At 55.5% G+C, this 24,019-nt stretch carries 20 protein-coding genes; 4 read left to right on the top strand and 16 right to left on the bottom strand.

Annotated features, from left to right (window positions below; genetic code table 11):
- Positions 1-11: 11 nt before the first annotated feature.
- Complete coding sequence (locus ACSEMK_RS00785) at positions 12-902, bottom strand: LysR substrate-binding domain-containing protein (RefSeq protein WP_213317112.1); 891 nt, start codon at positions 900-902, stop codon at positions 12-14.
- A 119-nt stretch (positions 903-1,021) separates the two neighbouring features.
- Here ACSEMK_RS00785 and ACSEMK_RS00780 point away from each other — a divergent pair, with 119 nt between their 5' ends.
- Positions 1,022-2,506, top strand: coding sequence for a UbiD family decarboxylase (locus ACSEMK_RS00780; protein ID WP_087860368.1), 1,485 nt, complete (start codon positions 1,022-1,024; stop codon positions 2,504-2,506).
- A 65-nt stretch (positions 2,507-2,571) separates the two neighbouring features.
- Here ACSEMK_RS00780 and amtB read toward each other — a convergent pair whose 3' ends face one another.
- The 5 genes from amtB to ACSEMK_RS00755 form a co-directional block, all read right to left on the bottom strand.
- Entirely contained in the window at positions 2,572-3,861 is a 1,290-nt protein-coding gene (gene amtB / locus ACSEMK_RS00775) for an ammonium transporter AmtB (RefSeq protein WP_020079462.1), read from the bottom strand.
- Positions 3,862-3,893: 32 nt separating this feature from the next.
- Positions 3,894-4,232 carry a P-II family nitrogen regulator gene (gene glnK / locus ACSEMK_RS00770; RefSeq protein WP_015367937.1) on the bottom strand — a complete coding sequence of 113 codons (339 nt, stop codon included), beginning with the start codon at positions 4,230-4,232 and terminating at the stop codon, positions 3,894-3,896.
- A 241-nt stretch (positions 4,233-4,473) separates the two neighbouring features.
- Positions 4,474-6,252: a SmdB family multidrug efflux ABC transporter permease/ATP-binding protein gene (locus ACSEMK_RS00765; protein ID WP_047076842.1), complete on the bottom strand. Its 1,779-nt coding sequence runs from the start codon at positions 6,250-6,252 to the stop codon at positions 4,474-4,476.
- Complete coding sequence (locus tag ACSEMK_RS00760; protein ID WP_430914436.1) at positions 6,245-8,014, bottom strand: SmdA family multidrug ABC transporter permease/ATP-binding protein; 1,770 nt, start codon at positions 8,012-8,014, stop codon at positions 6,245-6,247. Before ACSEMK_RS00760 ends, ACSEMK_RS00765 begins: the two co-directional genes overlap by 8 nt.
- 43 nt (positions 8,015-8,057) lie before the next feature.
- Positions 8,058-8,516 (bottom strand): Lrp/AsnC family transcriptional regulator, encoded by a 459-nt coding sequence (locus ACSEMK_RS00755; protein WP_139396577.1) that lies wholly within the window; start codon positions 8,514-8,516, stop codon positions 8,058-8,060.
- Between the two features lie 115 nt (positions 8,517-8,631).
- Here ACSEMK_RS00755 and ACSEMK_RS00750 point away from each other — a divergent pair, with 115 nt between their 5' ends.
- Positions 8,632-9,684, top strand: a complete 1,053-nt coding sequence (locus ACSEMK_RS00750; RefSeq protein ID WP_032713993.1) for a PLP-dependent cysteine synthase family protein — start codon at positions 8,632-8,634, stop codon at positions 9,682-9,684.
- A gap of 44 nt (positions 9,685-9,728) precedes the next feature.
- Here the strand turns inward: ACSEMK_RS00750 and cof are convergent, their stop codons facing one another.
- Positions 9,729-10,547 (bottom strand): HMP-PP phosphatase, encoded by an 819-nt coding sequence (gene cof, locus ACSEMK_RS00745; protein ID WP_213317109.1) that lies wholly within the window; start codon positions 10,545-10,547, stop codon positions 9,729-9,731.
- Between the two features lie 107 nt (positions 10,548-10,654).
- Between cof and ACSEMK_RS00740 the strand changes: the two genes are divergently transcribed.
- Entirely contained in the window at positions 10,655-12,355 is a 1,701-nt protein-coding gene (locus ACSEMK_RS00740) for an SgrR family transcriptional regulator (RefSeq protein ID WP_435336272.1), read from the top strand.
- 66 nt (positions 12,356-12,421) lie between these two features.
- Positions 12,422-13,132, top strand: a complete 711-nt coding sequence (gene queC, locus ACSEMK_RS00735; RefSeq protein ID WP_020079468.1) for a 7-cyano-7-deazaguanine synthase QueC — start codon at positions 12,422-12,424, stop codon at positions 13,130-13,132.
- Between the two features lie 291 nt (positions 13,133-13,423).
- Here queC and ACSEMK_RS00730 read toward each other — a convergent pair whose 3' ends face one another.
- The 9 genes from ACSEMK_RS00730 to bolA form a co-directional block, all read right to left on the bottom strand.
- On the bottom strand, positions 13,424-13,825 hold the full coding sequence (locus ACSEMK_RS00730) for a YbgC/FadM family acyl-CoA thioesterase (protein ID WP_020079469.1): 402 nt from the start codon (positions 13,823-13,825) through the stop codon (positions 13,424-13,426).
- A 110-nt stretch (positions 13,826-13,935) separates the two neighbouring features.
- Positions 13,936-14,301, bottom strand: a complete 366-nt coding sequence (locus tag ACSEMK_RS00725; RefSeq protein ID WP_162750174.1) for a helix-hairpin-helix domain-containing protein — start codon at positions 14,299-14,301, stop codon at positions 13,936-13,938.
- A 148-nt stretch (positions 14,302-14,449) separates the two neighbouring features.
- The gene (ppiD, locus tag ACSEMK_RS00720) at positions 14,450-16,324 is read right to left on the bottom strand and encodes a peptidylprolyl isomerase (RefSeq protein ID WP_087860375.1); all 1,875 of its coding nucleotides are present in this window, start codon (positions 16,322-16,324) and stop codon (positions 14,450-14,452) included.
- A 214-nt stretch (positions 16,325-16,538) separates the two neighbouring features.
- The gene (gene hupB / locus ACSEMK_RS00715; protein WP_002444653.1) at positions 16,539-16,811 is read right to left on the bottom strand and encodes a nucleoid-associated protein HU-beta; all 273 of its coding nucleotides are present in this window, start codon (positions 16,809-16,811) and stop codon (positions 16,539-16,541) included.
- Between the two features lie 206 nt (positions 16,812-17,017).
- Complete coding sequence (gene lon / locus ACSEMK_RS00710) at positions 17,018-19,372, bottom strand: endopeptidase La (RefSeq protein WP_015367948.1); 2,355 nt, start codon at positions 19,370-19,372, stop codon at positions 17,018-17,020.
- A 183-nt stretch (positions 19,373-19,555) separates the two neighbouring features.
- Positions 19,556-20,830, bottom strand: coding sequence for an ATP-dependent protease ATP-binding subunit ClpX (gene clpX / locus ACSEMK_RS00705; protein WP_015704591.1), 1,275 nt, complete (start codon positions 20,828-20,830; stop codon positions 19,556-19,558).
- Between the two features lie 134 nt (positions 20,831-20,964).
- The gene (gene clpP, locus ACSEMK_RS00700) at positions 20,965-21,588 is read right to left on the bottom strand and encodes an ATP-dependent Clp endopeptidase proteolytic subunit ClpP (RefSeq protein WP_003021624.1); all 624 of its coding nucleotides are present in this window, start codon (positions 21,586-21,588) and stop codon (positions 20,965-20,967) included.
- 311 nt (positions 21,589-21,899) lie between these two features.
- Positions 21,900-23,198 carry a trigger factor gene (gene tig / locus ACSEMK_RS00695; protein ID WP_015367952.1) on the bottom strand — a complete coding sequence of 433 codons (1,299 nt, stop codon included), beginning with the start codon at positions 23,196-23,198 and terminating at the stop codon, positions 21,900-21,902.
- 345 nt (positions 23,199-23,543) lie between these two features.
- Positions 23,544-23,861 carry a transcriptional regulator BolA gene (gene bolA / locus ACSEMK_RS00690; RefSeq protein ID WP_015367954.1) on the bottom strand — a complete coding sequence of 106 codons (318 nt, stop codon included), beginning with the start codon at positions 23,859-23,861 and terminating at the stop codon, positions 23,544-23,546.
- Positions 23,862-24,019 lie beyond the last annotated feature (158 nt).

Here is a 24,019-nt window from a genome sequence, read left to right as displayed (position 1 = left end):
CCGCTCGCCCCCTAACGGCCAAGCAGTTCGCGAACATCGGCAATAAAATCCCCCAAAAGTCCGTTGCGACTCTGCCGCCGCCAGCACAACGTGAGCGTCGTTACGGCAAAGGTCTCTTCCAGCAGGCAATAACTGACTTCCGACACCAGCATGGCGCTTTGCGTCTCGGGCACCAACGTCACCCCCATCCCCATCGATACCTGGCCAATCGCCGTGGAGACATCGCGCGTGTACTGAATCTTACGGGGCGTAAAACCCGCCTGCCGACAGGCGCTGATGGCTGACCACCCCAATCCGACGCCGCTGGGATCCTGCTGAATGAAAAACGTCTCTTCCGCCAGCGCCGCAAGTGGAATAGCGCGCCGGCTGGCGAGCGCATGATGGCGAGGCACCACCGCTACCAGCGGCCGGGTCGCAATATCCAGCGACTCCAGTTCATCATATTGCGCGCCTGGCGAGCGGATAAACGCCAGATCGACCGTATCGCTTAAGAGCCCGGTTATCAGGTCGTTAACGTTATGCTCTTCAATCAGCAGATCGGCTTCGGGTTTACGTTGACGATAATTTCCAATTAACACGCTCAACGCCGGGTCGAAAATAGCAGAGCCAACGTAGCCAATTTTCAACTGCCCTTTGCGCCCCTGCCGCAAACTGCGCGCATTCTCGCGAAATTTATCGCAGTGGCCGAGGATCATCCGCGCCTCGGCCAGCAAAAATTGCCCTTCGGCGGTCAGCGCGACGTTGCGTCGATCGCGGGTAAATAGCCGCAATTCCAGCGCGTTCTCAAAACTTTTAATCTGCTGCGTCAGCGCCGGTTGCGTGATATGCAGACGCTGCGCCGCCCGGCCAAAGTGCAACTCTTCCGCCAGCACCGTAAATGCCTGTAGTTGTCGATAATCCATCACGTCCTCCCGAAAACACTGATAATAATCTCTTATTAAAATAAGGGGAAATGTGATTGGACTCTTATCGGTATCTGGTGAGAATGAATAGCCATTGCCAGAAACCTGAAGGAAGTATGATGTCTGAACAACAAAAAGTAACCGATCTGCGTTCTGCTTTGGCGCTACTAAGCCAGTACGATGATGAACTTATCTACACCGACGAACCCGTTGACCCCATTGCCGAGCTCTCCGGGGTGTACCGCTATGTCGGCGCCCACGGAACCGTACAGCGCCCGACCCGCGTTGGCCCGGCGATGATCTTTAATAAGGTCAAAGGCTACGATGATGTCAGAGTGCTTATTGGCCTGCTGTGTTCACGCCAGCGCGTCGCTCGTCTGTTTGGCACCACGCCGGAAAATCTGGCGTTTATGCTCAAAGACTCCGTGGCGAATCCTATCGCCCCAATCACCATCCCTCGCGACCAGGCGGCCTGCCAGGAGGTGGTACACCTGGCAAGCGATCCTGATTTCGATATTCTCAAAATTTTGCCGGCGCCGACCAACACCCCGGAAGACGCCGGCCCCTACTTTACCCTCGGCATGTGCTACGCCGCGGATCCGGAAACCGGCGATCATGACGTCACCATCCACCGCCTGTGCGTACAGAGCAAAGACGAAATCTCGATGTATTTCGTACCTGGACGTCATCTCGATACTTTCCGGCAAAAAGCCGAGGCGGCCGGGAAAGCGTTGCCTATCTCGATTAGCATCGGCGTGGATCCGGCGATTGAAATTGGCGCCTGCTTTGAGCCGCCGACCACTCCTCTCGGGTTTGATGAGCTCTCCATCGCCGGCGCTCTGCGTAATCAGGCCGTCGAGCTCAGCGAATGCGTGAGCGTCAACGCCCGCGCCATCGCCAATGCCGAAATCGTTATTGAAGGTGAACTACTGCCGGGCGTGCGGGTACGCGAAGATCAGAATACCAACAGCGGGAAAGCGATGCCGGAGTTCCCAGGCTACACCGGTAGCGCTCAGGCGGAAGTGCCGGTGATTAAAGTCAAAGCGATTACCCACCGCCGCCACCCGATTCTGCAAACCTGTATCGGGCCGAGCGATGAGCATACCAATCTTGCCGGGATCCCGACCGAAGCCAGCATTCTGCAAATGGTAGAGCGCGCACTTCCAGGCTTTGTGCAAAACGTCCACTGCCCCTCTCCGGGCACCGGTAAATATCTCGCCGTGCTGCAGGTGAAGAAACGCACCCCCAGCGATGAGGGCCGTCAGCGCCAGGCCGCGCTATTGGCGTTTTCCGCTTTCTCGGAGCTGAAGCACGTGATGCTGGTCGATGAAGACGTCGACGTTTTCGACATCAACGACGTGATGTGGGCGATGACCACCCGCTATCAGGGCGATGTCAGCACCGTGTTTATCCCCGGCGTGCGCTGTCATCCGCTGGATCCGTCATCCGACCCGGCCTTCAGCCCATCGATTCGCGATAACGGTATTGCCTGTAAAACCATTTTCGACTGCACCGTCCCGTGGAATATGAAAGCCCACTTCCAGCGCAGCCAGTTTATGGAAGTGGATGTTGACCGCTTTATCCCTGGCTTCAGTAAGAAATAAATTCCACGCAAAGAAAAAGCCTCCCATGCGGGAGGCTTTGACGCTTATGGAGATTGCTCAATACATCAGGCGTTGTAGGCGTTTTCGCCGTGGCTGTTGACGTCCAGCCCTTCGCGCTCCTGCTCTTCCGGTACCCGCAGGCCGACGGTCATCGCCGCCACTTTGAAGCCGATCCAGGCGACGACGGCGGACCACACCACGGTAATACCGATACTTTCCAGCTGTACCAGCAACTGATGCCCCATCGTTACGCCTTCCGCATAGCCGACGCCGCCAAGGGTGGTAGAGGCGAAGATGCCGGTCAGGATACAACCGATGATACCGCACACGCCGTGAACGCCAAACACATCGCATGGGTCATCGACGCGCAGCCAGCGCTTCAGCACCGTGACGCCCCACAGCCCGGCCAGTCCGGCGATGATACCGATAATCAGCGAGCCGCCAACGCCAACATAACCGCACGCCGGAGTAATGCCGACCAGACCGGCAATCGCGCCGGAGCAGGCGCCCAGCAGCGAGGGTTTGCCGCGGGTGGCCCATTCGCCGAAGGTCCAGGCCAGAATCGCGCCAGCGGTCGCCACGACGGTATTAACGAAGGCCAGGGCGGCAATTTCGTTGGCCGCGCTTGCGGAACCGGCGTTAAAGCCGAACCAGCCGACATACAGAATCGCCGTACCGGTAAAGACCATCGGCAGGTTATGCGGTTTAAACGCTTCTTTGCCAAAGCCCACGCGTTTGCCCATCATATACGCGCCCACCAGCCCCGCCACCGCGGCGTTGATGTGTACGACGGTACCACCGGCGAAGTCCAGCGCGCCATGGGTCGCCAGCAAACCGCCGCCCCACACCATATGCGCAATCGGTACGTAGGAAAGCGTTAACCATACCACCACGAAAATCAGTACCGCGGAGAAACGAATACGTTCCGCCAGCGCGCCGACGATCAGGCCTACGGTGATACAGGCGAAAGAGCCCTGGAAAGCGACGTGAATATATTGATAGAACGAGCCCATCAGCGCTTTCAGTTCAATATTCTTCAGCATCACCCAGTCGAAACTGCCGAAGAAGCTACCGCCGCTACCGAAGGCAAGCGTATAGCCATAGATAACCCACAGCACGCAAACCAGGCCAAAAGTCACAATGACCTGAGTGAGCATTGAGAGCACGTTTTTACCGCGAATCAGGCCGCCGTAGAACAACGCAATGCCGGGGATTGTCATAAACAGCACCAGCGCGGTGCAAATCATCATAAAAGCGTTGTCGGCTTTATCCGCCACCGCCGGTTCGGCCGCCAGCGCCAGTCCCGGAAGCAGCGCCAGCGCTCCCAGAGCCGTTTTCATCGTCGTTCTCATCATCTCTTCATCCCCATCGCTGTGTGGTCAGGCAATTACAGTGCCGCTTCGTCGGATTCGCCGGTACGAATACGAATCACGCGCTGCAGTTCGGCGACAAAAATTTTGCCGTCGCCAATTTTTCCGGTCCAGGCGGCCTTGCCTATCACCTCGACAACCTCATCCAGCTGATCGTCGGCAATCGCAATATCAATTTTTACTTTTGGCAGGAAATTGACGCTGTATTCGGCGCCGCGATAGAGCTCGGCGTGGCCTTTCTGGCGGCCGAAGCCTTTCACTTCCGTGACCGTCAGGCCCTGAATGCCGATGGAGGACAACGCTTCGCGAACGTCTTCCAGTTTGAATGGTTTGATTACCACGGTAACCAGCTTCATAAATCCCCTCCAGTCAGTATTTGATAGTGGCCGCAGCTAACACAGGAGATTAAGCAAGGGATATGCCAAAAATGAAAACGGGCCGTGAATCGGCCCGTTTATGGAGAAAAAAACGCGAGGATGTTACTGGCAAGACGGCAAATGGCCGCTAATGCGCAAAAATGCACCAATACGGTGCACACTCAGTGAGCAAGTTGCACCACTTCACGTCACCCCTGCCCCCATGCCTGCTGATGGTGCATCAGGCGCTCAGTGACTCCTCCTCAACGCTGGCGGCTAGCTCTTCGCCAGCCAGCTGTAGCTGGTACATCTGCCAGTAGCGGCCCTTCGCCGCCAGCAATTGCTGATGGTTCCCGCGTTCGACGGCCTGGCCACGATGCAACACCAGGATTGTATCAGCCTCGACGATAGTCGACAGACGGTGGGCGATGACCACCAGCGTGGTGTGCTCGCGCACTTTCGCCAGCGCCTGCTGGATAGCCTGCTCGGTACCGGAGTCGATGTTCGCTGTCGCTTCATCGAGGATCAGCACCTGCGGCGTCTCGACCAGCACACGGGCCAGCGCCAACAGCTGTTTCTGTCCCACCGATAGGTTATTGCCCTGCTCGCCCAGTTGGGTATAAATCCCGTCGCTCATTTCACGGGCAAGGTCAGCGAGCTGCACCGCTTCCAGCGCTTCCCAGACCTGCTGCTCGCTGATATCGCGGCCCAGCGTCACGTTGGCATAGAAGGTATCGGCTAATACCACCGGATCCTGTTGCACCATCGCGACGCCCCGACGTAAAGCGCTGTGGCTTAACGACGATAGCGGGCGACCATCGAGGCGAATTTCGCCTTTAGTCAACGGGTAGTACCCCATCATCAGGCTGGCCAGCGTGCTCTTGCCGCTACCGGTATGGCCAACCAGCGCCACAAAACCGCGCGAAGGAATATCCAGATTGATATCCTGCAGCACCAGCCGATCGTCGCGATAGGCAAAAGAGACGTTATCAATCGCCACCGCGCCGCTGCGTAACGGCGCGCTATCGTTACCCCAGCTCTGGCGTGGACGGTCCATCAGCTCAAACACGCGTTCGCCCGCCACCACCGCTTGCTGCAGCATCGACTGCTGGGTGGTGAGTTCGATCAGCGGTTCGTTAAGCCGCCCGAGGTAGCTAATAAAGGCATATAACACGCCGACTTCGATACTTCCGGAAGCGCTAAAACCAAACAGCATCAGCAGGCCGCAGAGGATCAGCGATGAAAACAGACTTAACAGCGGGCGCAGCAGGAAACCATCCAGACGCAGCGTTTGCATGCGCGCCAGATAGTGGCCGTAACTGGCTTCACGCATTCGCTCGCCGAATCGCGCCTGCTGGCGGAATTGCTGAATAACGCCCATACCGTTGATCACTTCGTTGAAGCCATCATTGATATCGGCAAGCCAGGCGCGCATGCGACGCACGATCGGCGTGCTGTAACGCTGATAGATAGCCATCACGATCAGCACCGCCGGGAAGATAGCCACCGCCACCAGCGCCATTCGCCAGTCGAGACTAAACATCGCCACCAGCATCGCGCCAATCAGCGCCGCGCTACGCAGCACCGTCGCCACGACCGTCACGTACAGGTCGCGGATCACTTCGGTATCGTTGGTAACGCGTGATATCAACTGGCCGACGGGTTGCGTATCAAACTCGCTTAACGGCTGACGCAGCGCGGCATCCATCACATCGCTGCGCAACTGCTGCACCACGCCGACCGCCGCCCGGTTAAACAGCAGCGCCTGGTTATAGTGCAGCGTAGCGGCAAGGATCTGCAGACAGATATAGGCCGCCGCCAGGCCGCTGACCAGCTTCACCGGTAGCGACTGTTTCGCCACCATGTTATCAATGAAATAGCTTATCAGCAGCGGGCCGCTGACTTCCGCCGCCGCCGCTATCCACATCATGATAACCGCAATGATAAGCGGCTTACGCCACGGCGAACCGTAGGCCAGCAGACGTTTCAGGGTCGGCCAGAGATCGGCGAAATTACGCATCTGTCGCCTCCTCATCCTGCGGCGCATCGTCGAGCGCCGCTTCCAGTTGCTGATAGCGGTACATGTCGCGATACCATCCCGACTGGGCGGCAAGCTGCTCATGGCGTCCGCGCTGGGCAATATGGCCGTGTTGCAGAACCAAAATTTCACTGGCTTCGGTTAATGCTGAAAGGCGGTGGGCGCTGATAATCACCGTCCGCCCTTCCCCCCACTGCCGCAGGTTATGCAAAATATCATGCTCCGTCCGCCCATCAACCGCCGACAGCGCGTCATCAAGGATCAGGATTTCCGCCTCCAGCAGCAGCGCTCGGGCAATAGAAATACGTTGTTTCTGACCGCCAGATAGCATGACGCCGCGCTCGCCGACTTCCGTTTCATAGCCCTGCGGCAGGCGCAGAATATCATCATGAACGCTGGCCAGCCGCGCGACGTGCTCGATTTGTTCCCGCGTCGCGTCCGGTTTACCCAAGGCAATGTTATTGGCCACGGTATCGGAGAACAGGAATGGGGTTTGATTGACCACCGCCAGCCGCCCGCGCCAGCTATCAAGCTGCAGGCGAGACAGCGGAATATCATGGAAACGGATCTCACCCTCGGTAACATCAAAATGGCGCTGAATAAGGGATAGAATGGTACTTTTCCCGGCTCCCGTCGGGCCGCAGATACCGAGCATTTGCCCCGGCTGCAGGGTGAAGTTAACCTTCTCCAGCGACGCTTTCGTCGCCTGCGGATAGATAAATTCACGCACCGCCACGTTAAGCGAACCGCGCCCCTCCGGCACCGTTTCGGTGCCATCGTTGACCACCGGCGCTTCTTCCAGCATCGAACGAATACGTCCATAGGCGGCGCTACCGCGCTCAACGATGTTAAACATCCACGCCAGCGCCAGCATTGGCCAAATCATCAGGCCAAGATACATGACAAAACTGGTTAACTGACCAAGGGTCAGCTCGCCCTGCAACACCAGCCAGCTGCCGCCGCCGATTGCCAGCAGGTTGGCCGCGCCAATGGCAATATAGATTGTCGGGTCGAAACGGGCATCAATACGCGCGACCCGCATGTTCTTCGCTCCGGTATCCGCCGCATCGGCGGCAAACTGCGCCGACTGGCGGTCCTCAAGGCCGAACGCTTTAATCATCCGTATGCTGGTCAGGCTTTCCTGCGTGCGATCGTTGAGGCTGGAAAAAGCCGCCTGCGCCACGCGGAAACGCTCATGCAGGGCATCGCCATTGCGTTTGATCGCCAGCGCCATAAACGGCATCGGCACCAGCGCCAGCAGCGTTAACTGCCAGCTGATTTGCGTCGACATCACAATCAGTACCGCACAGCCCATCACCAGTGAATCCACAAGCGTCAGGACGCCCTCGCCGGCGGCGAAGACGACGCGGTCAACATCGTTAGTCGCGCGGGCAATGAGATCGCCGGTACGGTGACGCAGATAAAAGGCCGGATGTTGGCGGCTGAGCTGGCGGTAGAAGTCTTCACGCAGTTCAACGGCCAATTGATAAGAGGCGCCGAAGAGCAGCACGCGCCAGACATAGCGCAGTAGATAAATCATCACCGCGATAACCACCAGCGCGCCGATCCACATCCACACCTGCTCTGCGGTGTAATGTTCTTTAGTCACGCCATCGACCACAATCCCCACCACTTTCGGCGGGATTAGCTGGAGTACGGCAATAACGGCAAGCAGAGCGACGGCGCCGAGATAGCGGCGCCACTCCCGGCGAAAGTACCAGCTAAGTTGAGCAAATAATCGCAAACGGTAAAATCCTGAATGTATAATTCGTGGCGGCAAAAAGCCGTTAATCAATAGGCAAGGCCGTGGTGTATTTTATCTGTTCCATGGCAAAACTCGAAGTGACATCCGACAGCCCCGGCACGCTGTTCACCAGACGTTTATAAAAGTCGTCATAGCGCTTCATATCCGCGACCTGCACCCTTAGCAGGTAGTCGTACTCTCCAGCCATACGCCATAAACCCAGCACTTCCGCCATTTGCGACACTTCGCTGACAAAACGGCAGTACCAGTCACTGCTGTGGTGCTGGGTTTTTATCAACACAAAGGCGGTTAACCCGAGCCCCAGCTTTTCCGCATCCAGGATGGCCACGCGCTCGCGCAGGATGCCTTCGTCCTCAAGACGCTTGAGCCGTTTCCAGCAGGGCGTGGTGGTCAGATTAACGGCATCCGCCAGCGCCTGCAAAGAGAGGGTGCAGTCAGTTTGCAGCAATGAGAGCAGCTTACGGTCAATTTTATCTAGCATAAGGCCACCAGAGAGAATAATTTACTCCCGTAATTGTAATTGAAAGGCCAAATAGCAACAATTTTTCCCGCACAATCCGCTAAGCTGGGCACAAAATGACAAACAGGAATCCGAGATGAACAGCGCCTGGGTAAAACATGCCATTAGTGAAATTAACGCCGACTATCAGCGTTCCGCCGATACACACCTGATCCGCCTGGCGCTGCCTGGTTTTCCGGGGATCCCTATTTATCTGAAGGATGAAAGTACGCATCCAACCGGTAGCCTTAAGCACCGTCTGGCGCGCTCGCTGTTTCTCTATGGCCTGTGCAACGGATGGATCAAAGAAGGCACCACGATTATCGAATCGTCTTCGGGTTCGACGGCGGTCTCAGAAGCCTATTTTGCTCGCCTGCTGGGCCTGCCGTTTATCGCCGTGATGCCTTCCTGCACGGCGAAGCGTAAAATCGAACAGATTGAATTTTATGGCGGACGCTGTCATTTCGTCGACAACGCCTGCGAAATCTACGCCGCTTCTGAAATGCTGGCGCGCGAGTTGAATGGCCACTATATGGATCAGTTCACCTTCGCCGAGCGCGCCACCGACTGGCGCGGCAATAACAATATCGCCGACAGCATTTTCCGCCAGATGACCCATGAGCCGTATCCGCAGCCGTCGTGGATCGTCATGAGCGCCGGTACCGGCGGTACTTCTGCAACCATCGGCCGCTATATTCGCTGCCAGGGTTACGAGACGCAACTGATGGTCGTCGACCCGCAGAATTCGGTATTCCTTGATTACTGGCAAAGCCGCGACGCCAGCCTGCGCAGCCCGGTCGGCAGCAAGATCGAAGGGATTGGCCGTCCGCGCGTCGAGCCATCGTTTATTCCCGACGTCGTCGATGAGATGCTGCGCGTTCCGGATGCCGCCAGCGTCGCTACCGCCCTGTGGCTAGAAAAGCAGCTTGGAAGAAAAGTCGGCGCCTCCACCGGTACCAATATGTGGGGCGTGCTGCAACTGGCCACGCGCATGCGCGATGAAGGACGCCAGGGTTCCATCGTCACCCTGTTGTGCGACAGCGGCGAACGTTATCTCGAAAGCTATTACAACCCGCAGTGGGTCGCGGCGAATATCGGCGATATTACCCCGTGGCAGACGCAGATTATGCAACTGAGCGGCGCACAATAAAAAAAGCCGGATAGAACGCTATCCGGCTTGCTGGTAGGGTCTCTCTATTCGGGGGAATAAGGAAGATCAGGATTATCCAGCCAATGTGTTAAAAAATGGGAAACAGCCTGATGACGGCAGTCTCCGATGATCGGTAGATGCGGCAGTTCAGCTTTGAGCTGCGGCATCGCGTTGCCCATAATGAACCCTCGCCCTACGCTACCGAGCATCTCGCGATCGTTCATTGCATCACCAAATGCCATGCAATCCTGCAACGTAAAACCTAAGTGCTGGCTCAGCACCGCCAGCGCGGCCCCTTTATTACAGCCGACCGGCAGCACCTCCAGACAATCCATCGCCGAGAAACAAAGAAACGCGCGATCGCCTAGCGCTTCATTTAGCTGGATCCGCAGACGGCGCAGATCGTCATGATCGCCGCAGAAACAGATCTTGGTGACGTGATGCGCCGGCATCCGTTTCGGATCGCGCAGTTGATAATGAAAGCCGCTGAAGGCGTGAGCTCGGAGCAGTTCCGGCCTTGCCTGGCCGGTAAACCAGCCGCCATCATTGAAAACGTGCATACTCGCCTGAGTATCCCACACGCTGTGCAGCACCTCTTCCGCCACTTCCGGATTTAGATCCTGGCGATACAGCTCTTCACCTTCCAGTGAATGGATGCGCGTGCCGTTACCGGTAATCAGAAAAGCATCAAGGGAAAACTCGCCGATCACATGGTGCATTTCCAGAGCATGGCGACCGGTGGCAAAGGTCAGGGCGATATCGCGTTCACGCAGCCGTCTCAGCGCCGTCAGAGTCTGTTCTCCGAGACGATGGTCCGGCATCAGCAGGGTGCCGTCCATATCAAATGCCGCTAATTTTGCCATGGTATTTTCCCCGATGTGTGATGGGTTTCGCTTGTGTTGCAGTATCGCCTGAGATATACGGAAGTAATAGTGAATAGATATTTTTTATTGTTCCGGGTTTTCGGCAAATGAGATTATTAAACCGATTAAATCAATACCAGCGGCTATGGCTGCCGTCGTCCGGCGCACCGCAGCAGGTGACCGTGGGCGAGTTGGCTGAACGCTGCTTTTGCAGCGAGCGTCATATCCGTACGCTGCTGCGTCAGGCTCAGGAGGCCGGTTGGTTAAGCTGGCAGGCCAGCTCCGGGCGCGGTAAGCGCGGGCAACTCAGTTTCCACAAGACCCCGGAAAGCCTGCGTAACGAAATGATGGAACAGGCGCTGAATAAGGGTCAGCAGCAAAACGCGCTGGAGCTGGCGCAGCTGGCGCCGGTTGAGCTGAAAGCGTTGTTGCACCCCTTCCTCGGCGGACAGTGGCAAAACAATACCCCGACGCTGCGTATTCCCTACTATCGTCCACTGGAACCGCTGCGCCCCGGTTTTCTCCCCGGGCGTGCGGAACAACATTTGGCCGGGCAGATCTATTCCGGCCTGACGCGTTTTGACGATAGCGACAGTACGCCGGTGGGCGATCTGGCGCACCACTGGCAGGTATCACCCGATGGACTGCGCTGGCACTTTTATATCCGCTCTACCCTGTGCTGGCATAACGGCGATACCGTGGAAACCTCACAGCTGCGGCAAAGACTACTGTTGCTACTGGAACTGCCGGCTCTCCGCACCCTTTTTGCCAGCATTAGCCGCATCGATGTCACCCACGCCCAATGTTTGACGATTACGCTGCATCGCCCGGACTACTGGCTACCGTTCCGTTTAGCCAGCTACTGCAGCGTGCTGGCGCATCCTGACGATCCGGCGCTCGGTAGCGGTCCGTTCCGAATAAAGCTTTTTGGCCCGGATCTGGTTCGGCTGGAGAACCATCCCCGCTACCATTTACAGCATCCGCTGATCCAGGCGGTAGAATATTGGATCACGCCGCAGCTATTCGAAAGCGATCTCGGCACCAGCTGTCGCCATCCAGTACAGATCACCATCGGCGATCCCGAAGAGCTCAATAATTTGCGCCAGGTGAGCAACAGCATCAGCCTCGGCTTCTGCTATTTGACCCTGCGTCAGAGTCCACGTCTCAGTAAAGCGCAGGCCCAGCGGATAATTTCGATTATCCACCGCTCGTCGTTGCTGGAAACGCTACCGCTGGATGAAGATCTGATTACGCCGAGCCATGAAGTGCTACCGGGCTGGTCCATTCCCCAGGGCCCGGAAAACCATGAGGTGCCGTTGCCGCCCCAACTCACCCTGCTCTATCATTTGCCGGTCGAATTACACACGATGGCTGAGCAACTGAAACTACGCCTCGCCACTCTCGGCTGCGAACTGACGCTCATTTTTCATGACGCCAAAAATTGGGACGGCTGCCGATATCTGGCGCAGGCCGATATGATGATGGGCGACCGGCTGATTGGCGAAGCGCCGGAATATACCCTTGAACAGTGGCTGCGCTGCGACACGCTGTGGCCCCATTTGCTGAGCGGGGCGCAATATGCGCACCTGCAGGCTACGTTAGATGCCGTGCAGGCGCAGTCCGAAGCGCGTAGCCGCAACGATGCCCTGCGCAACGTCTTCAATACGCTGATGGATGACGCCATCATGACGCCGTTATTCAAATACAATTACCGCATCAGCGCGCCGCCGGGGGTTAACGGCCTACGCCTTAATGCCAGAGGTTGGTTCGACTTTACCAGCGCCTGGCTACCGGCATCATCGGCGTGAGAGAGCTGGTCGCCGCGAGCGTCTGACGGTACCATATGGTTCTCACTTATTTAGTCAGGAATTGCCATGAAACGCGCCGTAGTTGTCTTCAGCGGAGGACAAGACTCAACAACCTGCCTGGTGCAGGCACTGGAACAGTATGATGAAGTGCATTGCGTCACTTTTGATTATGGCCAACGCCACCGCGCCGAGATTGACGTGGCTCGCGAGCTGGCGCTAAAACTGGGCGCGGTGGCGCATAAAGTGCTGGACGTTACCCTGCTTAACGAACTGGCGGTGAGCAGCCTGACGCGCGATAGCATCCCGGTACCGGATTACGAGCCGGATGCCGATGGTATTCCGAATACCTTCGTTCCAGGTCGCAATATTCTGTTTTTAACCCTGACGGCGATCTACGCCTATCAGGTTAAGGCCGAAGCAATTATTACCGGCGTTTGCGAGACCGACTTCTCTGGTTACCCGGACTGCCGCGACGAATTTGTTAAAGCGCTGCACCATGCGGTTAGCCTTGGCATGGCGAAAGACATTCGCTTTGAAACGCCGCTGATGTGGCTCAACAAAGCTGAGACCTGGGCGCTGGCCGATTATTGGGGCCAGTTGGATCTGGTTCGCCGCGAAACACTCACCTGCTATAACGGCATCAAGGGCGACGGCTGTGGCCAGTGTGCGGCCTGCAACCTACGCGCCAACGGCCTGAATCAGTATCTGGGCGATAAGGCCGGCGTGATGGCGGTCATGAAGCAAAAAACCGGCCTGGGCCAAGGGCACGAAGCTTAAGTTCAACCTCCCCGGTGGCGCTTCGCTTACCGGGGCTACGGATGCACCGCATCCCACCAGCCGGTAGCCCGGAAAAGGCCCGTCAGGCGCCGCCTCCGGGAATCGATTAGCACGAAGCTTCAGTTCAACGTCCCCGGTGGCGCTTCGCTTACCGGGGCTACGGGTTCACAGCATCCCACCAGCCGGTAGCCCGGAAAAGGCCCGTCAGGCGCCGCCTCCGGGAAACAATTGGCACGAAGCCTGAGCTCAACCTCCCCGACGGGTTCACAGCTCTCCTCGGTCCGACTGTTGTTAGCGTAAATTCATCTGGTCGAGCTTTTCGCGCAACTCCCCTTCCAGCGGCTGCGCCTTCTGCGTTTTCAGATCAATGCAGACAAAGGTAATCAACGCATCGGCCACCACTTCACCGTTAGGATTAAGGGTCACCACCTGACTTAGGGTGCCGCTTTTACCGTTCAACTGCTCAAGTTTACTGGTGACGGTAAGCACATCCCCGAGTACCGCCGGGCGACGATAATTGATATTGATGTTGACCACCACAAAAGCGATGTTATGGCTGGTCATCCAGTGAAACGCCGGACTACTCTCCAGCCCATCCCAGCGCGCCTCTTCAAGAAACTCCAGATAACGAGCATTGTTAACGTGCTGGTAAACATCCAGGTGATAACCGCGAACTTTAATTTGAGTCTGCATAGCGCACATGCCTTACTATTATTGTTGTTAATCAGGTAAGAGGTCACACCAGATGATGTAACCTCTTTAGCATGGCAAAGATTTGCCACTGTGCAAAGCAGCGGGTGAAATTAGAGCGTCAGATGTGACAGATTTCTCTCTACCAGTGAACTCCCCATCCCCGGAACCTGTTTAAGATCGTCGAGAGTCTTAAACGGTCCGTACTCTTCGCGGTAGCTGACGATTGCCTGCGCTTTCTTGAGCCCAACGCCATTCATGGCCTGTGCTAGCTCCTCCGCGCTGGCTGTATTAATGCTGGCCCGCGCGCCGACGTTATCCGTCGTTTTCGCTTCCGCCGGCATTTTCGTTTGCGGAGTCTGAATAGTCTCTTTTGCCGATACCGCCTTACCGCTCGCCGGTGCCGCCAGCGCCCCCTGAAAACCCGCCGTACAAGCCAGCAATACGGCGACAATAACCATTTTCATTCCTCTGTTCATGCTGTTATCTCCTTGTTTGTTGACAGCAAGGTCACGATAGCGGCTGCGAAAAAGGAGTACAAAAGGCAGATTGCGGAAATGGAAAAGGCCGCGAAAGCGGCCTTTGAGTGTTGCATCACGTTACCTCGTTTTGCGAGGCAGCGCGAAATTATTGCTGCTGGTCGACGAGGTCGCCGAGCTTGATTTTGGCTTCTTTACGCAGATTGCTCATCAGCGCTTCGAATGCGATTTGCGCATTATTCTGGGTAATACCCTGCACCATCGCTTTCTTCTGCTCTTCTGGCATAGAACCCGCTTTCACTTCATCCAGCGCCAGCAATACTACGTTGCCTTTGGCATCGCTGCCCACGCCGTAGCTCGCTTTATCTTTCTGCGGCAGCGGCAGAGAGAAGGCCGCCTGGCTCAGCGGATCCTGGCCGGTACGGGACAGGGTCTGCGCGGCGCCGAAGCTCAGCCCTGCGGCTTTCATCGCGTCATCGCCCTTGCCCGCTTTCAGGTCGGCCAACAGCTTATCGGCATCCAGTTTCGCCTGCTGTTCCGCTTTATTGCGCTTAACGATATCGGTCACCTGCGCTTTCACTTCCGCCAGCGGCTTAACGCTTTCCGCTTTGTGCTCGCTGATACGCAGAACGAAAGCCCGATCGCCGTCAACGGTAATGATGTCGGAGTTATTGCCCGGCGCGCCGTTTTCACCCACCAGACCACCATTAAAGATAGCATCGGCAACCGGCTTGAAGTTCAGCTCTTCCGGCAGGCTGTCACGACCAAACCAGCCGGTCTCAACCACTTTCAGGCCGGCGACCTGCGCCGCCCCCGCCAGGGATTCGTTATCATTGCTGGCCGCGTCGCTGACCTTCTGCTGTAGCGCGTAGTATGCATCCAGCGCTTTTTCCTGTTTCACTTTTGCCGCGATGTCGTTACGCACGTCGGCCAGCGGTTTTACCTGTGCCGGCTGAACATCGTCAAGACGCGCCACCAGGAAGCCTACGGAAGATTTGATCACCCCGGAAAGCTGACCTTTGTCTTTCAGGCCGGCATCTTTGAGCTCAGGTACGGTGGAAGCTTCTTCCATCCAGCCCATATCACCGCCGTTACGCGCAGAGATGATGTCGGTGGATTTCTCTTTTGCCAGCGTGGCGAAATCGGCGCCTTTTTGCAGTTCGGCCAGTACCGCTTTCGCATCAGCTTCAGTTTTAGTCTGAATCACGCTGTAGCGATTACGCTGCGGCTGAGTGAACTGATCTTTATGCTGGTCGTACCATGACTGGATTTCTTCGTCAGAGGCGTTTTCCTGCATGCTGGCGGCATCCATCTTGATGTAGCTCACGCGGAACTGCTCCGGCGCCATAAAACGGGCCTGGTTCTGCTGCCAGAAAGCGTTAATCTCTTCATCACTAACGGTCTGTTTCGCCGCCAGCGCGTTAACGTCGATAGTCGCTTCACGCACCACACGCTGCTGGGAGACCAGCGCCGCCAGTTGGTCGGACTCGCCCGGCAGCATGAAATCGGTACCGGCTACCGCATTGATCAGCTGTTGCGTCGTCAACTGGTTACGCAGCGCTTGCGCGTATTGATCGGTGGTCATACCCATTTGATTCACGATGCCGCTGAAGCGTTCGTTATCAAACTTGCCGTTCGACTGGAAGGCCTGGGTCTGGAAGATGGCCTGTTTCACCTGGTCGTCGCTGATGCTCAGGCCCAGCTCACGAGCATACTGGTCCAGCAGCGATTCATCGATCAGGCGGTTCAGCACCTGCTGACGCATGGTCTTCATGTAGTTTTCGTTGGCCGCCAGCTCAGAGAACTGATCGCCTAACTGCTGCTGCATGCGGTTACGCTCGCTGGCAACGGCATTTTCAAACTGCGCCCGGCCAATCTCCTGACCATTCACTTTTGCGGCATAGTTGTTGCCGCCGCCAATCAGGTAACCACTCACCCCGGTCAAAATGAACGAGACAATAATGATACCGAAAATAATCTTGAGCACGACGCTGTTGGCGGCCGTGCGTAGGTTGTCCATCATGGTGTAACAACGCTCCGCTGTAGATGACTTTAGCTCGCGCAGCATAGCACGTGATGCCTGCCGCGCGTGAGGACGTATTTTGACAAGAAAACGGGGCAATTGTCAGCCCACAAGTGCGCATAAACACACATAAAGTCGCGTTCTGGACAAATAAAAAAGGCACATCTCGCGATGCGCCCTTGTACTTCGTCACATTCCCTGACGGGAGTGCCGATTAGTTTACCGCGTCTTTCAGCGCTTTACCTGCACGGAAGCCCGGTACTTTAGCGGCAGCAATGGTAATTTCTTTACCTGTTTGCGGGTTGCGACCAGTACGGGCAGCACGCTCTTTAACAGCAAAAGTACCGAACCCTACCAGCGCAACATCATCCCCAGCTTGCAGAGATTCAGTAACAGAAGCGATCAAAGCATCTAACGCACGTCCAGCTGCAGCTTTAGAAATGTCCGCACCCGCAGCAATTTTGTCAATCAGTTGAGATTTATTCACTGTTCTCTTCCTCTCTTTATAATTTATATCGCACCAGAATCCTTCATGGCGCGACCGCGCAGCAGTTATATCAGGACTGTCATGCCCTTACAACAGAGTTGTCGATGACCCCTGCCAGCGATCTAAGTTAGCTACACAAAAAAAGGCTGGCAAGTACGAATTTACTCACCAGCCCCACTTTTCTTAACGCTATTTGCGCGATATCACTATTTTGCGCTTACGACCTGCATGCCAAACGGTTCATTTTGCAGAGCAAGTGTCAGAACTTCCTCGATTCGCTGTACCGGGTGGATATCCAAATCGGCGATAACGTTTTCCGGAATTTCTTCAAGGTCACGCTTGTTTTCGTAAGGAATCAGAACAGTCTTAATGCCTCCACGATGCGCAGCCAGCAGTTTTTCCTTCAGGCCGCCGATTGGCAGCACCTGACCGCGCAGGGTGATTTCCCCTGTCATCGCCACATCGGCGCGTACCGGGTTACCGGTCAGGCAAGAAACCAACGCGGTGCACATCGCCGTACCGGCGCTCGGGCCATCTTTCGGCGTAGCCCCTTCCGGTACGTGCACGTGAATATCGCGTTTTTCGTAGAAGTCCGGGTTAATACCGAGCTTCTCAGCACGCGCGCGAACCACGGTCAGCGCAGCCTGAATCGACTCCTGCATGACTTCGCCCAGTGAACCGGTATAGGTCAACTTGCCTTTACCCGGAACGCAGGCGGTTTCGATGGTCAGCAAATCGCCGCCCACTTCCGTCCACGCCAGACCGGTGACCTGACCTACGCGGTTTTCGCTATCCGCACGGCCGTAGTCAAAGCGCTGTACGCCGAGATAATCGTGCAGGTTTTCACCGTTAATCTCGATATGTTTCAGCGATTTATCAAGCAACAACTGCTTAACGGCTTTACGGCACAGCTTGGAGATTTCACGCTCCAGGCTACGAACGCCCGCTTCACGAGTGTAGTAACGAATAATGCCGATAATGGCGCTATCGTCGACCGTCAGCTCGCCCTTTTTCAGCGCATTGCGTTCGATCTGCTTCGGCAGCAGGTGACGCTTAGCAATGTTCAGTTTTTCATCTTCGGTATAACCGGAGAGACGAATCACTTCCATACGGTCCAGCAGCGGCGCAGGGATATTCATGGAGTTGGAGGTCGCCACGAACATCACGTCGCTGAGATCGTAGTCCACTTCCAGATAGTGGTCGTTAAAGGCCACGTTCTGTTCCGGATCCAGTACCTCCAGCAGTGCTGAAGCCGGGTCACCGCGCATGTCGGAGGACATTTTGTCGATCTCATCCAGCAGGAACAGTGGGTTTTTCACCCCCACTTTCGCCATTTTCTGGATCAGTTTACCCGGCATTGAGCCAATGTAGGTACGGCGATGACCGCGGATTTCCGCTTCATCACGCACGCCGCCCAGCGCCATGCGTACGTATTTACGCCCGGTGGCTTTGGCAATCGATTGACCCAGCGAGGTTTTACCCACCCCCGGCGGCCCAACCAGGCACAGGATCGGCCCTTTCAGCTTGTTAACGCGGCTCTGCACCGCAAGGTACTCAAGGATGCGGTCCTTGACTCGCTCCAGACCATAGTGGTCGGTATCGAGGATCTCTTGCGCCTGACGCAGATCTTTTTTGACCTTGCTACGGGCATTCCACGGCACCTGCACCATCCAGTCGATGTAGCCGCGCACGACGGTAGCTTCCGCCGACATCGGGGACATCATCTTCAGCTTTTGCAGTTCCGCTTCAGTTTTTTCTTTCGCCTCTTTCGGCATTTTCGCCGCGTCGATCTTACGCTTCAGCGCTTCGTTTTCGTCCGGGGCGTCATCCATCTCGCCGAGCTCTTTCTGGATGGCTTTCATTTGCTCATTCAGATAGTACTCACGCTGAGATTTTTCCATCTGCTTTTTCACGCGGTTGCGAATGCGTTTCTCAACCTGCAGCAGATCGATTTCAGATTCCATCATCGCCATCAGATATTCCAGACGTTCATTCACGTCGGACATCTCCAGCACGGACTGTTTGTCCGCCAGCTTAAGCGGCATATGCGCAGCGATGGTATCCGCCAGACGCGCGGGATCGTCGATGCTATTGAGCGACGTCAACACTTCCGGTGGGATTTTTTTGTTCAGCTTGATGTAGCCTTCAAACTGGCTGATAGCCGTACGCACCAGCACTTCCTGCTCACGCTCTTCAATGACCGGAGAAGCAAGGTACTCTGCTTTGGCGGAGAAGTGCTCTCCGTTATCAGACAGCGCAGTAATACGCGCACGCTGCAAGCCTTCCACCAGCACTTTCACAGTGCCGTCCGGCAGCTTCAGCATTTGCAAAATTGACGCCACGGTCCCGACGGTGAAAAGATCGTTTACACCCGGCTCATCCGTCGACGCTTCTTTCTGCGCGACCAGCATGATTTTTTTATCATGGTCCATGGCCGCTTCCAGACAACGGATAGATTTTTCCCGCCCTACAAACAGGGGTATGACCATGTGCGGATAAACCACCACATCGCGCAACGGCAATACGGGGATTTCAATGCGTTCAGAACGCTCAGGATTCATAGAGCTCTCTCTTAGTTTAAAGTCCGCCAGGTAGCCGACGACACCTTCATTAACGCGTCGCCGTTAATATGTAATCCAGTATATGGGGATGTATTCCATACATTCAACGGCGGGAACACAGGAAAAATAAAAGGGGGGATAAAATCCCCCCTTTTTGCTTAACTGCTTGTGTCGGTTGGCGAATTATTCGCCAGATGCCTGCTGCGCTTCCGGCTTGCCGTAGATCAGCAGCGGCTTGCTCTGACCTTCGATCACCGACTCGTCAATCACCACTTTTTCGACATCTTCCATGGACGGCAGATCGTACATGGTGTCGAGCAGGGCGGCTTCAACGATTGAACGCAGACCACGGGCGCCGGTTTTACGCGCCATCGCTTTCTTGGCTATCGCATCCAGCGCTTCATCACGGAATTCCAGCTCAGCGCCTTCGAGGCCAAACAGCGCCTGATACTGCTTAGTCAGGGCGTTTTTCGGCTCTTTCAGGATCTGAATCAGCGCTTCTTCACTCAGTTCATTCAGCGTCGCGACAACCGGCAGACGGCCGATAAATTCCGGGATCAGACCAAACTTGATCAGATCTTCCGGCTCGACCTGCGCCAGCAGCTCGCCTTCGCTGGCTTTGTCAGATTTCGCTTTAACCGTCGCGCCAAAACCAATGCCGGAGCCGGTTTCTACACGATGGGAAATCACTTTGTCCAGGCCTGCGAACGCGCCGCCGCAGATAAACAGAATCTTGGAGGTATCGACCTGCAAGAACTCCTGCTGCGGATGTTTACGCCCGCCCTGTGGCGGAACAGCGGCTACGGTGCCTTCGATTAGCTTCAGCAGCGCCTGCTGAACGCCCTCGCCGGACACGTCGCGGGTAATCGACGGGTTATCCGATTTACGGGAAATTTTGTCGATTTCATCGATGTACACGATGCCGCGCTGCGCTTTCTGCACATCGTAATCGCATTTCTGCAGCAGCTTCTGAATGATGTTTTCCACGTCTTCACCCACGTAACCCGCTTCGGTCAGCGTGGTGGCATCGGCCATAGTAAACGGAACATCCAACAGACGCGCCAGCGTTTCAGCCAACAGCGTTTTACCGGAGCCGGTCGGCCCGATCAGCAGAATGTTGCTTTTACCCAGTTCTACGCCATTGCTGGTGTCGCCGTTGCGCAGACGTTTGTAGTGGTTGTATACCGCCACGGCCAGCACTTTTTTCGCCTGTTCCTGGCCGATAACATAATCGTCCAGATGGTGGCGAATTTCGTGCGGCGTCGGCAGCGCGCTGCGCTCGCGGTGCGGAGCGACTTCTTTAATCTCTTCGCGAATGATGTCGTTACATAAGTCAACGCATTCGTCGCAGATATACACGGATGGCCCGGCGATCAGCTTACGCACTTCATGCTGGCTTTTGCCGCAAAAAGAGCAGTACAACAGTTTGCCCGAACCATCTTTGCGTTTATCTGTCATGAGTCCAAACCTCTTCTTAAGTTCTTTGTGCCGCAGATGACGACGCAAATGCCATTCTCAGGCGCAAGTCGCGATCACGCGTTGTGCCGCCCAGTAGTTAAAACAAGTATAGCGGCACCCTTACGCCACGGGCATCAATTACGATGGGTCAAGATGGAATCGACCAGGCCGTATTCCACCGCTTCCGACGCCGACAGGAAGCGGTCACGCTCGGTATCGCGCTCGATCTGCTCAAGGGATTGACCCGTATGATGCGCCATCAGTTCATTCATGCGCCCTTTCACTTTCAGAATTTCACGGGCGTGGATTTCGATATCCGTCGCCTGGCCCTGATAGCCGCCCAGCGGCTGGTGAATCATCACGCGGGAGTTCGGCAGGCAGAAACGCTTACCTTTCGCCCCGGCGGTCAGCAGGAAGGCGCCCATTGAAGCCGCCTGCCCCATACAGATAGTGCTGACATCCGGCTTGATGAACTGCATGGTGTCGTAAATTGACATCCCGGCGGTGATCACGCCGCCCGGAGAGTTAATGTACAGGTAAATATCTTTTTCTGGATTTTCCGCTTCCAGAAACAGCATCTGCGCCACGATCAGATTAGCCATGTGGTCTTCCACCTGGCCGGTCAGGAAAATAACGCGTTCCTTGAGCAGACGGGAATAGATATCAAAAGAACGTTCACCGCGTGAGGTCTGTTCAATGACCATCGGCACCAGGGCCATATGGGGTGCAAAGTTATCTCGTTCGCCACTGTATGACATTTCCGTCTCCTGGATTAATTTTGAAAAAACCTGCTGCACTGATTGTAACCTTATGGACGGATTATCAGCCAGAGTTTCTATCCGCAGGGCACTGATACGTTGAGCTGGTCATTATTTCTGACGCTGCGGATGCAGATACGTCCCCCGGTTATGGGGATGGCGCAGCCATAATTCAAGCATAACAACCTTTTGGAGTAACGCTATCACTGAAAATGTGTTTTAGCACTCATCCTAAGCCTATCATTGCAATAAAAAAACCCGCAGCCTTTCGGCAACGGGTTTTTGCGCGAACTTTAAACAGCCGGGCGAAATTACGCCTGCTGGTTCATCAGTTCGTTGAAGGAAGTGGCTTTTTCAGACACTTTAGCTTTCGCCAGCACGGCTTCAACAGCCTGCTCTTCCAGCGCCACGTTGCGCATGTTGTCCATCAGCTCTTTGTTTTTGCTGTAGAACTCAACCACTTCTGACGGATCTTCGTACGCGGAAGCCATCTCTTCGATCAGGCCTTTCACGCGCTCTTCGTCAGCTTTCAGCTCGTTGGTGCGAATCACTTCGCCCAGCAGCAGGCCAACAACTACGCGACGTTTAGCCTGCTCTTCGAACAGTTCGCGAGGCAGTTCCAGAGCCTGTTTCTCGTTACCGCCGAAACGCTGAGCAGCCTGACGACGCAGTACGTCGATTTCGCTGTCGATCAGAGCAGCCGGAACGTCGATGTCGTTCGCTTTCACCAGGCCTTCGATAGCCTGAGATTTAACGCGGTTACGCACGGCGCCTTTCAGCTCGCGTTCCATGTTTTTACGCACTTCAGCGCGCAGACCTTCTACGGAACCATCTTCAACGCCGAAACGTTTGATGAATTCAGCAGTCAGTTCCGGCAGCTCGCGTTCTTCAACTTTTTTCAGGTTGATAACGAACTTAGCGGCTTTACCTTTCAGGTTTTCAGCGTGGTACTCTTCCGGGAAGGTCACGTCGATGGTGAACTCTTCGCCAGCTTTGTGGCCTTTGATACCGTCTTCGAAGCCCGGGATCATACGACCCTGGCCCATCGCCAGTACGAAGTCAGACGCTTTACCGCCTTCGAACTCTTCGCCGTCTACGGAACCGGTGAAGTCGATGGTAACGCGATCTTCAGCGTCAACGGCGCCTTCTTTTTCTTTCCAGTTCGCCTGCTGCTTGCGCAGGGTGTCCAGCATGCCGTCAACGTCAGCGTCGGTGACTTCAACAACCGGTTTTTCAACTTCGATTGCGTCCAGACCTTTCAGTTCAACTTCCGGATACACTTCGAACTCTACCGCGTAGGTGAAGTCTTCGCCCAGCTTGTATTCGCCCGGAACGTAGTTCGGCGCGCCGGCCGGATTAATTTTCTCTTTGATGATCGCGTCAACGAAATGACGGCTCATCAGGTCGCCCAGCACGTCCTGGCGAACGGAAGCGCCATAACGCTGAGCAACAACATTCATCGGCACTTTGCCTTTACGGAAGCCGTCAATGCGAACTTTTTTCGCTACGTTGACCAGCTCGCTTTTGACAGCATTCTCGATGCTGTCAGCGGCGATAGTAATCGTTACACGGCGCCCAAGGCCCTGAGTGGTTTCAACTGAAACTTGCATCTTGTTACCTCAAAAAAATCACAGTGCTCGGTCAACTCTGGAAGCGCGTGTAGGTGGCTTCGCAGAACCGGGATGCCCTCTTCAAATCAGAAACACATTCCCTGTCGTCAGAATCATCCCGAAGACATTCATATATAAGACGCGGCATTATAGCGGCATCACTTTTGTGAGTCGAGAACGGTTGTCACCCACTGCTGCGGGGTTTTTCACATTTCCCGCTCAAATTTGTCTGCAAAAGCGCGAACTTTGCGCATTTTCCAGGCAAAAGAAAACGGCCCGCAGGCCGTTTTTGCTAAATCTTCACGCAACATACTGGAAAAGCGCCAGCGGTTGCAAATGTGATTTTTACGCGATGCTCCCCGCTCCGCGGCAGGGCGGAGAGGCAAAGACGGTATCCTGTAGCCCTTCCCACTCTTTAATCGTATAGGTATGCAGCGCCAGCGCGTGCACGGTGCTTGACAGCTCCTCGGTCAACGTACCGTAAATCATACGATGACGATTAAGGAAACGTTCGCCGGTGAAGCGGTCGCTCACCAACACCACTTTAAAATGACTTTCAGAGCCCGCAGGGACGTTGTGCCGATAGCTTTCATCCACGACTTCCAGATACATCGGGTCGAACGCTGCTCTAAGTTTTGCTTCGATCTGCTCACGTATCATCATGAATTTTCTCCTCCGACAACGCTGAGATGCCGCCTTTCCCTTTAAATGTTAGCCGCTTTTACCGCTTCCATTGGCAGAAAACAACAAAAAATTAGCATTCCTCTGATATTTTCACGCAAAAGTATCAGGTTTACTGATATCTCCAGGCCAAATCGCCA

The sequence above is a fragment of the Klebsiella sp. K-3 genome (assembly GCF_051207495.1).
Classification (GTDB): Bacteria; Pseudomonadota; Gammaproteobacteria; order Enterobacterales; family Enterobacteriaceae; genus Klebsiella; species Klebsiella aerogenes.
This window is presented reverse-complemented; position numbering and strand designations above follow the sequence as displayed.